A 13,800-nucleotide genomic window follows, 5' to 3' on the forward strand; every position below is an offset into this window, starting at 1 on the left:
CGGCCCGAGTGTCGGTGGTCGGCCGTAGACTTGGCGAGTGACTTTGCAGGGCATTACTCGAGCGCTTTCGCGCGCCTCCACGTTCGACGACGCCCTGGCGCATGCCAACCGTGACACCGATTTCTCGGTGGTCGACGGCCTGCGCGTGCCCCTCCTGGCGGGTCTACTCGAACAGCGTCAGCAGGCGGGCCTCCCGGCCGCGGCGCTCGTCATCGCACCCACCGGCCGCGACACCGAGGGGCTGCGCGGGGCGCTGCAGAGCATCCAACCGGGCACCCAGGTGGTCGAGTTCCCGTCGTGGGAGACCCTGCCGCACGAGCGCCTGAGCCCGAGCGCCGAGATCGTGGGCAAGCGCATTCAGGCGCTGCGGCGCATGAAGGAGTGGTCGGGAGAGACGCCTCTCGTCGTGGTAGCCTCGGTGCGCGCGGCGCTGCAGCCGCTCGCCGACAACCTCACCGACTTCGATCCGATCACCTTGACGACGGGTGGCCGTGGCAACGACCTGGGGCAGCTCACCCTGCGCCTCGTCGACCTCGCCTACACGCGCGTCGACATGGTGTCGCGCCGCGGCGAATTCGCGGTGCGCGGCGGCATCCTCGATGTGTTCCCGCCCGTGGCCGAGCATCCCTACCGCATCGACTTCTTCGGCGACGAGGTCGAGCAGATCCGCAAGTTCTCGGTCGCCGACCAGCGTTCGCTGCCCGAAGACGTGGGCTCGGTCGAGCTGCCGCCGAGCCGCGAGATGCTGCTCAGCGAATCGGTGCGCCAGCGGGCTCGCGAGATGCAGCACGAGTTCCCCAGCCTGTCGAGCATGCTCGAGAAGATCGGCGAGGGCATCCCGGTCGAGGGCATGGAATCGCTGGCGCCCGCGCTGCTCGACCGCCTCGTCACCATCGCGCACTACCTGCCCGAGGGGGCGGCCGTCGCCGTCATGGCGCCCGAGCGCGTGGCCACGCGTGCCATCAGCCTCGCCGAGACGAACCGAGAGTTCCTCGCTGCCGCGTGGAGTGCCGCCACGGTGGGCGCCAACGCTCCCATCGACCTGGCATCGGGTGAATTCATCCCGCTCGGCGAGCTGCGCGATGCGGTGCACGACGCCGAGAAGCGCGACCGCGAAGCATCCGGGTCGAAGAGTCGCCACCCGTGGTGGACGTTCAGCCCGTTCCAGCAGGGCCCCACCGATGTGTTGCCCGAAGAGCTCGAGATGGATGAGCTGCTGGCCGTGCGCATCGACGCCGAGGCCGTGCCGAGCTTCCAGGGCAACGTCGAGGGTGCCATCGAACACGTGAAGACGCGCCTGGCCGAGGGCTGGACCGTGGCCGTGACGGCTCGCGGCACCGGCCTGGTCGAGCGCGCCGCCGACGTCCTCGCCGAGCGCGAAGTGGCCGCCCGCCCCGTCGACGAACTGCCCGCCGAGCCCGAGACCGGCATCGCCTACCTGCTGCAGGCCGACGCCGAGCACGGCTTCGAGATGCCCGAGATCAAGTTCGCGGTCGTCAGCGAAACCGAGTTCTACGGCCGCACGGCGGGTTACGACTCCCGCGTCGTCAAGAAGCTCGCGTCGAGGCGCAAGAACGTCGTCGACCCGATGCAGCTCAAGGCGGGCGACTACGTCGTCCACCAGACGCACGGCATCGGCAAGTTCCTCGAGCTGTCTCAGCGCCAGGTGTCCTCGGGTGGCCGTAACGCCGTCAAGACCATGCGCGAATACCTCGTCCTCGAATACGCGCCCTCGAAGCGCGGATACCCGGGCGACAAGCTGCTCGTGCCCACCGACCAGCTCGATCTGCTCACGCGTTACGTGGGCGGCGAGGCTCCTCAGCTCAGCAAGATGGGCGGCTCGGATTGGTCGCAGGCCAAGGGCAAGGCGCGTCGTGCCGTGCGCGATATCGCCGTCGAGCTCGTGAAGCTCTACTCGGCGCGCATGGCGAGCAAGGGGCACTCCTTCCCGCCCGACACCCCGTGGCAGCGCGAGCTCGAAGAAGCCTTCCCCTTCGCCGAGACGCCCGACCAGCTGACCACCATCGACGAGGTCAAGGCCGACATGGAACGGCCCATTCCCATGGACCGCCTGCTCTCGGGCGACGTCGGCTTCGGCAAGACCGAGGTGGCCGTGCGCGCCGCCTTCAAGGCCATCCAGGATGGCAAGCAGGTCGCCATGCTCGTGCCGACCACGTTGCTCGTCAAACAGCACTTCGAGACCTTCCAGGAGCGTTTCGCCGGGTTCCCCGTGCACCTGCGCGCCCTCAGCCGCTTCCAGACCGACAAAGAGGCCCGCGAGACGCTCGCCGGCATCACGCGCGGCGAGGTCGACATGGTCATCGGCACGCACCGTCTGCTCACCGACAACGTGATCTTCAAAGACCTGGGGCTCGTCATCATCGACGAGGAGCAGCGTTTCGGCGTCGAGCACAAAGACAAGCTCAAGAAGCTGAAGACCAACGTCGACATCCTCGCCATGAGCGCGACGCCCATTCCGCGCACGCTCGAGATGGCCGTCACGGGCATCCGCGAGATGTCCACGCTCGCCACGCCGCCCGAAGAGCGGCACCCCATTCTGAGCTTCGTGGGGCCCTACAACGACAAGCAGGTGGCGGCAGCCATCCGGCGCGAGCTACTGCGCGAGGGTCAGGTGTTCTTCGTGCACAACCGGGTGTCGTCGATCAACCGCATCGCGGCGCAGATCGCCGAACTCGTGCCCGAGGCGCGCATCGCCATCGCGCACGGTCAGCTCGGCGAGGCTGCGCTCGAGCAGGTCGTCGTGGACTTCTGGGAGCGCAAGTTCGACGTGCTCGTCTGCACGACCATCATCGAAACCGGCCTCGACATCTCCAACGCCAACACCATCATCATCGACCGCGCAGACAAGTACGGCCTGAGCCAGCTGCACCAGCTGCGCGGCCGTGTCGGCCGCGGTCGTGAGCGTGCCTACGCCTACTTCCTCTACGACGAGAACAAGCCGCTCTCCGAGACCGCCCACGACCGTTTGTCGACCATCGCGGCCAACAACGAGCTCGGCAGCGGCATGCAGGTGGCCCTGAAGGACCTCGAGATCCGTGGTGCCGGAAACCTGCTGGGTGGCGAGCAGGCCGGGCACATCGCTGGCGTCGGGTTCGACCTCTACCTGCGCATGATCGGTGAGGCCGTCTCCACCTTCCGCGGCGACGTGGCCGAGGGGCAGACCGAGCTGCGGCTCGAACTGCCCGTCGACGCGCACATCCCCGAGGACTACGTCGACAGCGAGCGCCTGCGGCTCGAGGCCTACCAGAAGCTGTCTGCCGCCTCGGGTCCCGCGGCGAAGGACGACCAGATCCAGCTCGTCATCGAAGAGCTCACCGACCGTTACGGCGAGCCGCCCCTCGCGGTGCAGAACCTGATCAAGGTGTCTCGTCTGCGTCAGCGCGCGCAACGGGCCGGGCTCAGCGATCTGGTCGCCATGGGCTCGAACGTGCGCGTGGCGCCGGCCGATCTGCCCGACTCGATCCAGGCACGCCTGCGCCGCATGTACCCGGGCGCGAAATACCTCGCCCAGGCCAACGCGCTCGTCGTGCCCATGCCGCGCGTCGGCGATCAGCCGTTGCCCGACGCCGACCTGATCGACTGGGTGACGCAGTTCTTGGGCGCCATCTTCCCCGACAGCAAGGAAACCGAGGCGGCCACGCAGAACGCGGGCTGACGCGGCGGGGGAGCGCCTCCCGGCGGCGGCCAGCGAGCGGAGGTGAACTGTGCCGACGCTGGTCGGGGCGCCGAGGTGCCCTCTGTCGAACCTGGGCTAGCGAGCGTGGATGAGCGCCGCAGCGGCCTTCTGGCGACGGTGCTGCCGCGAGAGCAGGCTCACGAAGATGGCGGACAACAGGATCGAGATCGTCGAGCCGAGCAGCACGGCCAGCGTGCCCTCATCCGCCACCTCGGGCTGGCTCGCAAAGGCGAGCTCGTTCATGAGCAGCGAGACCGTGAAGCCGATGCCCCCGAGCGACCCGGCGGCCAGAAGCGACAGCGGCGTCAGATGCGGGCGCTGGCCCTTCGGCCCGAAGAAGCTCGCGATCCATCCGCCGAGGCCGATGCCGATCATCTTGCCGACCGGCAGGGCGATGAGGATGGCCCAGAACGGCGCGGCGAGTTCGGAGACACCCACCTGCGGGATCGCGACCAGAGCGGCAGAGAACGCGAAGATCGGCAGCACGAAACCGTTGGTGACGGGCTCGAGCGCGTGCCGGGTGCGCATGGCCGGCTTGAGCGCCATGGCCAGACCGAGCGCCACACCCGCGATGGTCGCGTGCACACCCGAGAGCAACACGACGCTCCAGGTCAGCACGCCGACGACCAGCATGGCGGCCATGACGAACGGGCGCGCGCGGGTGTGCAGCTGACGACTCAGCACTCCGAAGAGCACGACGCCGACGACGGCCGCGGCCAGCAGAAGCAGGTTCGGCGATTCGGTGAAGAACACGGCGATGATGACGATGGCGATGATGTCGTCGAGGATCGCGAGGGCCAGGAGGAAGATGCGCAAGCGACCGGGCAGGCTGCGGCCGAAGACGGCGAGCACGCCGAGGGCGAAGGCGATATCGGTGGCAGTGGGGATGGGCCATCCACCCTCGTAGCCCGAACCCGCCGTGACGATGAGATAGATGACGCTCGGCACGATGACGCCACCGAGGGCTGCGATGGCAGGCCGGATGGCTTTGGCCACCGTGTTGAGCTCGCCCGCCACGAGCTCGTGCTTCAGCTCGATGGCGGCCACGAAGAAGAAGACCGCGAGCAGACCGTCGCTGATCCAGTGGCCCACGGAAAGGTCGAGCGGGGTGCCGGGGATGGCGAGATGCGCGTCTTGCAGGCCCATGATCGCGGGGCCGATGGCGGTGTTGGCCAGAATGAGGCCCAGCGCTGCGGCGGCGAGGAGGAAGAATGCGGCGTAGCGCTCGGAACGAATGATGCTCATGTTTCTCCGATTTCCCGGAAGACGGGTTCGACGGCGGACTGAAGGAGACACGCTCCTGCCGACCAGACTTCCCGGCACACCAACCACCAGTCTATCGCGTGGCTAGGCTGGATGTCGGAGAGCCCCCGTCCCTATTCGAGGAGAACCATGGCATCCCAACCTGCTGGTAACACCCCGATGGAACGTCTCGTCGACGCCATGACCCAGATCCGCGATCGCTGTGTATGGACGCAGGCCATCGACCATGACGCCCTCGTGCCCTACCTCATCGAGGAGAGCTATGAACTCGTCGAAGCGATCGAAACGGGCACTCGGCCGGAGCTCGTCGAGGAGCTGGGGGACGTGTTGTGGCAGGTGCTCTTCCACGCTGAGATCGCGTCGCGTGCGGGTGCCGAACCGTTCGACCTGAACGATGTGGCGCAGGCCGCGCTCGACAAGATGGTGCCGCGGCATCCGCACGTCTTCGGCGACGAGGTCGCCACGACGCCCGAGGAGGTCATGACTCTGTGGTTTCGCGCGAAGGCCGCCGAGAAGTCGGCGCGCACGAGCGTGCTCGACGGGATCCCGCGGGGGATGCCGGCGCTCGCTCTCGCCGACAAGGTGCTGTCGCGCGCAGGCAAGGTCGGGGTCACGGTCGGCGGAGTGCAGCTCGACCCCGAGCGAGCGGGGGATGCGCGCCGTGAACCGAGCGGGGACGCGCACCGTGAACCGAGCGGGGACGCGCACCGTGAACCGAGCGGGGGCGCGGACGTGGACTCGACCGCGCACGCTGACGCGAACGCGAACGCGAACGCGAACGCGGACGTAGACCCGAATGTGGACGCAGACCCGGACTCGAGCGCGGACGCGGAACTCGAACTCGGCCGTCGTCTCCTCGCGGACGTTCAGGAAGCGCGGGGCGCCGGTCTCGATGCCGAACGCGCGTTGCGACGGGCTATCCGTGAACTGGAAAGCGACGTGCGCTCGGCAGAAAGCGTGTCCGTAGCCTCGTAGCTCCGTAGCTCCGTAGCTCCGTAGCCTCGTAGCCTCGTAGCCTCGTAGCCTCGTAGCCTCGCAGCCCGGCGGCCCGGCTAGGCGATCCGGCTGCCGCGGGGAAGTCGATGAGCCGGCGTGCGCGTGCGTGCGATGCCCCACACGATCAGACCGGCGCCGAGAAGGATGTGCAGGCCCAACCCGACGAACCACGACGGCACTGTCCGCTCGAAAATCTCTTCGGGGGTGGGGTTGTCGTCGGCATAGCCTTCACTGCCCGGGCTGGCGCAGTCGTTGATGACCGTCTCCCTCTCGGGCGGAATCTGCGCCGAGCGGATCCCGGAAGCGAAACCGGAGAACAGGTCGCGCGCCTGACCGTTGGCGTCGAAATCGCCGGCGGAGGCATCCGCGAGCACGACGTACGGGTTCGCGGCCAACACACCCCAGAACAGGTCGAAACGAGGCATGTCGTAGGTCGATGTCACGGGCGGCAGGCAGACGGAGTTGATGATGTCTCCCGTCTCGGGGTCGACATTCTCCTCGCTGTAATCGAGCGAGATGTAGGTCTGTGTCACCGGGGTGCGTGCGACGACGCCGCCGAGCGCGAAGGCGATCGGGGTGCCGATCGACAGGGCTGCGATCACCAGATAGGTCACGGTCACCGAGAACAGGGGCCGCGTGAGGATGGCCGACAACCCGACGCCGACGGCAGCCACCACGGCCAGCTCGACGGCGAGCACCACGAGGGAGACGACGATGGTGCGCGCCGACATGTCTCCCGACGCGAAGGCGACGAGGAGGAACGGGATCGAGACCACGAGGAACGCCATGGCCGTGATCCACGCGGCAACGAACTTGCCGATGATGATCTGTCCCGCGCCGACGAGGGTGACCTGCGTGGTGGCGAGCGTGCCGGCATCCCGATCGCCGTTGACGGCGTTGCCCGAGAGGGCAGGGACGATGAGCGTGCCGAGCAGGAGGACGAAGTAGATGATGGCGGAGTAGTAGGAACCGCCGCCCCCGAATGCGTCGTCGCTGCCGCCCAGTATGCCGAGCGGCACACTGACGAGCAGCATGAGGATCACGAAGAGGCCGAGCAAGACGTAGAACGAGACGCCCCGCACGCGCTGGCGCAGTTCGAGCCCGATGATGACCCCGACGCCGCCGAACCAGCTCAGACCGCGGGCGCGGGGTGCATCGGCGCTGGGCGGGGGAGTGTGCGGCACGAAGCGGCCGGGCTGCGGTTCGGTGGCGGTCATCGTCGGCCTCCGCGGTCGGTGATATCGAGGAAGGTGTGTTCGAGTTCGCCGACGGCGGGGGCGAAGGCGCTGATCGAGACGCCGCGGCCGACGAGATCGGTCAGTAGGCGCGCGGCCTGTTCGTCGCCGCCCACCTTGACGAGCGTGCCCAGGTTGTCGGCCGAGATATGGGATGCCGGCAGCCCGAGTGCGAGCAGCGCGTGCCCGAGCGGCGTCCCGGCGGAGGTCGCCCGGATGCGCCAATCACGCAGGCCCGACCGAGCCCGAGCCACTCGTTCGGCGCTGACGGTGGCTCCCTGCTCGATGTATACGGCGGCGTCGGCCATCTCGTCGAGCTCGGCGAGCACATGCGACGACACCAGCACGGTCTTGCCCTGCCCGGCGAACCGGCGTACGAGTTCGCGCAGCGATGCGCGGGCGCCCGGATCGAGACCCGAGGCCGGCTCGTCGAGCACGAGCACCGAGGGGTCGTGCACGATAGCGCGTGCGAGCGACAGTCGCTGCTTCTGCCCGCGCGAAAGGGATCGGCTGGCCTGGTCGGCGAGCGGAACCAGGTCGACGATGTCGAGCAGTTCTTCGGTGCGGCTGGATGCTTCGTCGCGGGGCATTCCGTAGAGCGCCGCCGTGGTGGTCAACGCCTGGCGTACGGTGAGCGCGCCCCAGGAGCCGAGCGCGTCGGGCATCCACCCGAGTCGCCGCCGCACCTCGAGGGGTTGCGCAACGGGGTCGAAACCGGCCACGCGGATGCTACCCTGTTGGGGTGCGAGCAGGCTTGCCAGCATGAGCATGAGTGTCGTCTTGCCCGAGCCGTTCGGGCCAATGAGCGCGGTCACCGAACCGGGGTGCGCCTCGAATGACGCGTCGCGCACGGCGTGCACCGCCCCGAACGATCGCTTCACGTCTGTCACGATGATGCCCCCGTGCGGTGACGTTCCGTCCGATGTCGGGCCACGCCCGGTATCGACTTCGATGCTCACTCTTCCCCCTGCCGTCATCGGTCAGGCCGAGCATAGCCGCTGCGTGTGACAGGGCCGTGACGGCTCTCCACAGGCGGCGAACCCCGTTCTTCTCCACAGCGGGCGAGCGGATGCGGGGGCCACACGCGCCCCGTGGAAGAATCGTCTGCATGGCAACATCCGTGAACCCGCCGCGCGGCATGCGCGATTTCCTCCCCGCCGAGAAGGCGCGTCGCGAGCACGCGCTCGGCGTCATCCGGTCGGTCTATTCGGCCCACGGCTTCGACGAGATCGAGACCCCCGTCGTCGAGGATTTCGAGCGGCTGCATTCGGGGCTCGGCGGCGACAACGAGAAGCTCGCCTTCTCGGTGCTGAAGCGTGGGCTCGACGCCACGGCGCTCGCCCACGCGGCCGATTCGGGCGATCAGTCCGGGCTCACCGACCTCGGGCTGCGGTTCGACCTCACGGTGCCGCTCGCCCGTTTCTATGCAACGCACCGCGCCGAGCTGCCGCCGGTCTTCCGGTCCATTCAGATCGCACCGGTCTGGCGTGCCGAACGCCCGCAGAAGGGTCGCTACCGCCAGTTCGTGCAGTGCGACATCGACATCATCGGCGAGGCGGGCCCGCTGGCCGAGGTGGAGCTGATCACCGCGACCGCCGCCGCCCTGCGCACCCTCGGCCTCTCGGGCACGCGTGTGCGCATCAACGACCGGCGTGTACTGCTCGGCCTGCTCGACTCATTCGGTTTCGCTGCGAACGAGCACGCCCAGGTGCTCATCACCATCGACAAGCTCGACAAGATCGGCGCGGAGGGTGTCGTGGGCGAGCTGCGCGAGCGCAGCTCGTCGGCCGAGGCGGTCGAGGCATTCGGCGCCTACCTCACGGCGCGGGTCAGCGATGGTGTCGACGACACCATCCACCCCTTCGGGCTCGAGTCGATCCAGCGCGAAGTCCCGTCGGGTGTCGCGCCAGAGGCGCTGCAGTCGCTCGCCGACATCGGCGCCGCGGTGCAGCAGGCCGACGCGGCGGCGGTCCTCGTCTTCGACCCGTTCCTCGTGCGGGGCATGGGCTACTACACGGGCACGATCTTCGAGATCGAACACCCCGATTTCGGCTATTCGCTCGGCGGCGGCGGTCGCTACGACGGCATGATCGGCCGTTTCCTCGGCCAAGACGTGCCGGCCGCCGGCTTCTCGATCGGCTTCGAGCGCATCGTCGACCTTGTCGAGGCCGACGCGACGGGTGCCGCCGACCAGGTCGTCCTGGTGCACGACGCCGACGCGCAGCCCGCGCAGTTGGCGCTGCTCAAGACGGCGCTCGTGGCGGCGGGTAAGCGTGTGCGCCTCGAGCGCCGCACGAAGAACCTCAAGGCCACGCTCGATCGCGTCGAGGCCGCCGGGTTCGGGGCGTTCGCGTTCGTCGGTCGCGACACGAGCACGGTCGACCAGCTCGAGTTCAAACCCCTCGGCTGACGCCCGTCGTGGCCCGCAGATCGTTCTGCACAGGTCGCCGAGCTGAACATTCATCAACAGGTCGACACACACGGATGCCCTCACACCCCGTGTCGCTAGACTGGCCCCGGGCCTGTGCGGCCCACGAAACGAACACTTTCCCAGCAAGGAGCACATCAAGTGGCACTCATCGAGGCAGTAGGCGCTCGCGAAATCCTGGACTCCCGTGGCAACCCGACCGTCGAGGTCGAGGTTCTGCTCGATGACGGCACGGTCAGCCGCGCTGCCGTCCCCTCCGGCGCCTCCACCGGCGCATTCGAAGCCTACGAGCTGCGCGATGGCGACAAGGATCGCTACCAGGGCAAGGGTGTCCTCAAGGCCGTCGACGCCGTCCTCGACGAGATCGCCCCGGCGGTCGAAGAACTCGAGGCCGACGACCAGCGCCTCGTCGACCAGACCATGATCGAGCTCGACGGCACCGAGAACAAGAGCCGCCTCGGCGCCAACGCCATCCTCGGCGTCAGCCTCGCGGTCGCCAAGGCCGCTGCCGACTCGGCCGACCTCCCGCTCTACCGCTACGTCGGTGGCCCGAACGCGCACGTGCTGCCCGTTCCCCTCATGAACATCATCAACGGTGGCGCGCACGCCGACACCGGCGTCGACATCCAGGAGTTCATGGTCCTGCCCATCGGTGCAGAGTCCTTCAGCGAGGCCGTCCGCTGGGGCGTCGAGACCTACCACTCCCTCAAGAGCCTGCTCAAGGCCCAGGGCTTCGCGACCGGCCTCGGCGACGAGGGTGGCTTCGCCCCCGACCTCTCCAACAACCGCGCTGCGCTCGACCTCATCGTCGAAGCCATCCAGAAGGCCGGCTTCACGCCCGGCACCGACATCGCCCTCGGCCTCGACGTGGCCTCGAGCGAGTTCTTCAAGGACGGCGCCTACCAGTTCGAGGGCAAGCAGCTCTCGAGCCAGGAGATGACGGCCTACTACTCCGAGCTCGTCGCCAACTACCCGCTGGTCACCATCGAAGACCCTCTCGACGAAGACGACTGGGAAGGCTACGCCCACCTCACGCCCGAGCTGGGCAAAAAGGTTCAGATCGTCGGCGACGACCTGTTCGTCACCAACCCGACGCGTCTGGCCGACGGCATCCGTCGCGGTGCTGCCAACTCGCTGCTCGTCAAGGTCAACCAGATCGGCACGCTCACCGAGACGCTCGATGCCGTGTCGCTCGCGCAGCGCTCCTCCTACACCGCGATCCTGTCGCACCGTTCGGGAGAGACCGAAGACACCACCATCGCCGACCTCGCCGTCGCCACCAACGCCGGCCAGATCAAGACCGGTGCGCCTGCCCGCTCCGAGCGCGTCGCGAAGTACAATCAGTTGCTGAGGATCGAAGAAGAGCTGGGCGACTCTGGCGTGTACGCCGGCCGCTCCGCCTTCCCGCGTTTCCAGGCGTAACAAGCACCACTGAAAGCTCCGGGTGCTTCGCGTCAGCGACACCCGGAGCTTTCTGCGTCAGGAGGACGGCCCGTGCCGAAAAAGCCCGTCACCAACCGGCCGGCCCCGAAAGCGCGCCCGGCGGCGACCGCCTCGGGCAGCCGCTTCGACCGCGCCGGCGACGAGAGCCGCGCACAAGCCGAGACCGAGCGCGGCAACTGGCTGCGCGGCATCCGCTTCTCAGGTTTCACCGTGCTCATGCTCGCCGTCATCGTGCTCGGCGTTGTCGTCTTGGCACCCAACCTCAAGGCGTACATCGAACAACGGCAACAGATCGCCGCCCTGCAACAGACCGTCGACGACCGCGCCGACCAGATCGACCAGCTCACCGCCGAACGCCAGCGTTGGAACGACAGCACCTACGTCACCACGCAGGCTCGCGACCGCCTCTTCTACGCCAACCCCGGCGAGATCAGCTTCATCGTCATCGACGACGTCGACCCCGCCCTCCTCGGCGACACCGAAACGCCCGTCAGTGACACACTCACCGAAACCGACATCGACTGGGGCCAAGCGCTCCTCGGATCGGTCATGAGCTCCGGACTCGCCGACGTCACGCCCGGGCCCGGCAGCACGGGCGGCGCCGGCACCACACCCGGCACCGGCGGATCCAGCCCCGCACCCACCCCCTAGACCCGATAATGGACATATGAGCACCCCGCCCTTCGGACCGGTCAGCACGCGAGACATCCGCACCGTCTCCGCCCAACTCGGGCGGCCCGCGCGCGACGTCGTCGGCATCGCCGCGCGCTGCGTCTGCGGAGCGCCCACCGTCGTCTCCACGGCCCCGCGCCTGAAAGACGGCACGCCGTTCCCCACCTTCTACTACCTCACCCACCCGGCCGCCACGGCGGCCATCTCGGCTCTCGAAGCCACCCAGGTGATGAACGAATACAACGACCAGCTCGCCGGTGACGACGACCTGCAACAGCGCTACCGCGCCGCGCACGAGGCCTATCTCGCCGACCGTGAGAGAATCGGCGTCGTCGACGAGATCCACGGCATCTCTGCGGGCGGAATGCCCGTTCGCGTGAAATGCCTGCACGCACTCGCCGGGCACTCGCTCGCCGCCGGTGCGGGCGTCAACCCCATCGGCGACCTCGCGCTCGAACGCAGCACCTGGAGCCCCGACGTCTGCCAGTGCGATGTCTACGACCTCGGCGACGACGTCAGCGACGAGCCGCTCGACCTGCCGGCATCCGCATCGGCGCCCACCTCCGCATCGGCGCCCACCTCTGCAACGGCGCGCGCTTCGGCATCCGCCGCGGCGACGACTTCCGCCACCCCGGCCACGTCCGCTTCCGCGCCTGCCTCGGCCACCGCCGCCCTCGGCGATTCAACCGGTCGCGAGTAGACGATGGCCTGGGGACGGAAGGGCAGCGACCGGGGGATGGGCGCTGCGGGCGGAACGACACGGTCGCGTGGGCGGGCTCCGCGAGCCGCCTCGGCCACGATCGCGGCACTCATCGGCCTCGCCACGGTCTTCGGCGGAGTCACACCCGCGCACGCCGACGCCGTTCGCGACGCCGAATACTGGCTCTCCGACTACGGCATCCGCGACGCCTGGAACACCACGCGCGGCGCCGGCGTCACCATCGCCGTCATCGACACGGGCATCTCCTCCGGCCCCGCCGAGTTCAACGGAGCCGTGGCCGCCGGATACGACGCCTCGGGTGTCGGCAGCCCAGACGGGCGCACGCCCCTCGGCCAGAAAGACGAGAAAGAGCACGGCAGCTGGGTCGGCTCGCTCGCCGCGGGCCGCGGTGCGGGCGGAGACAACGGCGTGCTCGGTGCAGCCCCCGACGCCACGCTCCTGTCAGTATCGGTCGGCTTCCGCACGAGCGGATCGACCGTCCCGTTCGAAGATCAGATCGCCTCGGGCATCCGGTGGGCCGTCGACAACGGTGCCGACGTGATCAACATGTCCCTCACCACCAACACGCTCGACTGGCCCGAGAGCTGGGACGACGCCTTCAAATACGCCTTCGAGCACAACGTCGTCGTCGTCGCGGCGGCCGGCAACCGGGGGAGCGGCACCGAAGAGGTCGGAGCCCCGGCCACCATCCCCGGCGTGCTCGTCGTCGGCGGGGTGAAACGCGACAAGACCGCCAGCTTCGACGCCTCGAGCCAGGGCATCACCATCTCGGTCGCCGCGCCCAGCGAAGAGCTCGTGGGAGTGTCGCCCGACGGCAGCTACGTGGGATGGTCCGGAACATCCGGCGCCTCACCCATCGTCGCGGGCATCGTCGCCCTCGTGAAAGCGAAGTACCCCGACCTCGACGCGGGCGCTGTGATCGACCGCGTCGTCAAAACCGCCACACCGGCCCCGGGTCAGGGCACCGCCGTCCCGAGCCCCATCTACGGCTACGGCCTCGTGGATGCTCGAGCCGCTGTCACCGCCGACGTCCCCGCCTTCTCGGGCACCGGCCCTGCCAAGCAGCTGCAGGAGTGGATCACCGTGCACCGCCGCGCATCCGCCACCTCGGTGCCCGTGCCGACCGACACCTCCACGCCGAAGCCCCTGCCTCCCGCCGACGCTGCCGCGCGCCCGAACCCGTTCCTGCCCACCACCGAGACCCTGCTGTACGTGAGCATTCCGCTAGCCGTCCTTCTCGGAACTGGTACTCTCGTAATGCTCGGGGCCATCGGCGTCACCCGGCATTTCAGACGGGTGGCTCACAGGGAGTAGCCTGTGTGCATACTGACCGAGGTAGGAGATT

The 13,800-nt window shown here is 68.5% G+C and carries 9 protein-coding genes and 1 pseudogene; 7 read left to right on the forward strand and 3 right to left on the reverse strand.

All coding sequences use genetic code 11. The features are described from left to right. The first annotated feature begins 37 nt into the window (after positions 1–37). The gene (mfd, locus tag ACZ6IE_RS04805) at positions 38–3,676 is read left to right on the forward strand and encodes a transcription-repair coupling factor (RefSeq protein WP_464607014.1); all 3,639 of its coding nucleotides are present in this window, start codon (positions 38–40) and stop codon (positions 3,674–3,676) included. Positions 3,677–3,772: 96 nt separating this feature from the next. Here mfd and ACZ6IE_RS04810 read toward each other — a convergent pair whose 3' ends face one another. Next, positions 3,773–4,942: a Na+/H+ antiporter NhaA gene (locus ACZ6IE_RS04810; protein ID WP_464607015.1), complete on the reverse strand. Its 1,170-nt coding sequence runs from the start codon at positions 4,940–4,942 to the stop codon at positions 3,773–3,775. A gap of 177 nt (positions 4,943–5,119) precedes the next feature. On the opposite strand from ACZ6IE_RS04810, the gene ACZ6IE_RS04815 reads away from it, so the two are divergent. After that, the gene (locus ACZ6IE_RS04815; protein WP_464607016.1) at positions 5,120–5,935 is read left to right on the forward strand and encodes a nucleoside triphosphate pyrophosphohydrolase; all 816 of its coding nucleotides are present in this window, start codon (positions 5,120–5,122) and stop codon (positions 5,933–5,935) included. A gap of 77 nt (positions 5,936–6,012) precedes the next feature. Here ACZ6IE_RS04815 and ACZ6IE_RS04820 read toward each other — a convergent pair whose 3' ends face one another. Next, positions 6,013–7,173, reverse strand: coding sequence for an ABC transporter permease (locus ACZ6IE_RS04820; protein WP_464607017.1), 1,161 nt, complete (start codon positions 7,171–7,173; stop codon positions 6,013–6,015). Next, positions 7,170–8,150 (reverse strand): ABC transporter ATP-binding protein, encoded by a 981-nt coding sequence (locus ACZ6IE_RS04825; protein ID WP_464607018.1) that lies wholly within the window; start codon positions 8,148–8,150, stop codon positions 7,170–7,172. Before ACZ6IE_RS04825 ends, ACZ6IE_RS04820 begins: the two co-directional genes overlap by 4 nt. A gap of 149 nt (positions 8,151–8,299) precedes the next feature. On the opposite strand from ACZ6IE_RS04825, the gene hisS reads away from it, so the two are divergent. The 5 genes and pseudogenes from hisS to ACZ6IE_RS04850 all read left to right on the forward strand — a co-directional run bounded on the left by hisS (position 8,300) and on the right by ACZ6IE_RS04850 (position 13,769). Next, complete coding sequence (gene hisS / locus ACZ6IE_RS04830; protein ID WP_464607019.1) at positions 8,300–9,601, forward strand: histidine--tRNA ligase; 1,302 nt, start codon at positions 8,300–8,302, stop codon at positions 9,599–9,601. A gap of 159 nt (positions 9,602–9,760) precedes the next feature. After that, positions 9,761–11,041 carry a phosphopyruvate hydratase gene (gene eno / locus ACZ6IE_RS04835; protein ID WP_464607020.1) on the forward strand — a complete coding sequence of 427 codons (1,281 nt, stop codon included), beginning with the start codon at positions 9,761–9,763 and terminating at the stop codon, positions 11,039–11,041. Between the two features lie 72 nt (positions 11,042–11,113). Continuing rightward, positions 11,114–11,713: an FtsB family cell division protein gene (locus tag ACZ6IE_RS04840; RefSeq protein WP_464607021.1), complete on the forward strand. Its 600-nt coding sequence runs from the start codon at positions 11,114–11,116 to the stop codon at positions 11,711–11,713. Between the two features lie 16 nt (positions 11,714–11,729). Beyond that, a pseudogene (locus tag ACZ6IE_RS04845) lies at positions 11,730–12,230 on the forward strand (DUF501 domain-containing protein); the annotation flags it as partial. 207 nt (positions 12,231–12,437) lie between these two features. After that, the gene (locus ACZ6IE_RS04850; protein ID WP_464607022.1) at positions 12,438–13,769 is read left to right on the forward strand and encodes a S8 family serine peptidase; all 1,332 of its coding nucleotides are present in this window, start codon (positions 12,438–12,440) and stop codon (positions 13,767–13,769) included. The last annotated feature ends 31 nt before the right edge of the window (positions 13,770–13,800 follow it).

It is taken from the genome of Okibacterium sp. AC114, assembly GCF_979253355.1.

What these genes read in the sequence shown, in the direction of transcription:
- ACZ6IE_RS04850 (WP_464607022.1), top strand. Translation starts at nt 12,438, where the DNA reads ATGGCCTGGGGACGGAAGGGCAGCGACCGGGGGATGGGCGCTGCGGGC.
- hisS (WP_464607019.1), top strand. Translation starts at nt 8,300, where the DNA reads ATGGCAACATCCGTGAACCCGCCGCGCGGCATGCGCGATTTCCTCCCC.
- ACZ6IE_RS04820 (WP_464607017.1), bottom strand. Translation starts at nt 7,173, where the DNA reads ATGACCGCCACCGAACCGCAGCCCGGCCGCTTCGTGCCGCACACTCCC.
- ACZ6IE_RS04815 (WP_464607016.1), top strand. Translation starts at nt 5,120, where the DNA reads ATGGAACGTCTCGTCGACGCCATGACCCAGATCCGCGATCGCTGTGTA.
- ACZ6IE_RS04810 (WP_464607015.1), bottom strand. Translation starts at nt 4,942, where the DNA reads ATGAGCATCATTCGTTCCGAGCGCTACGCCGCATTCTTCCTCCTCGCC.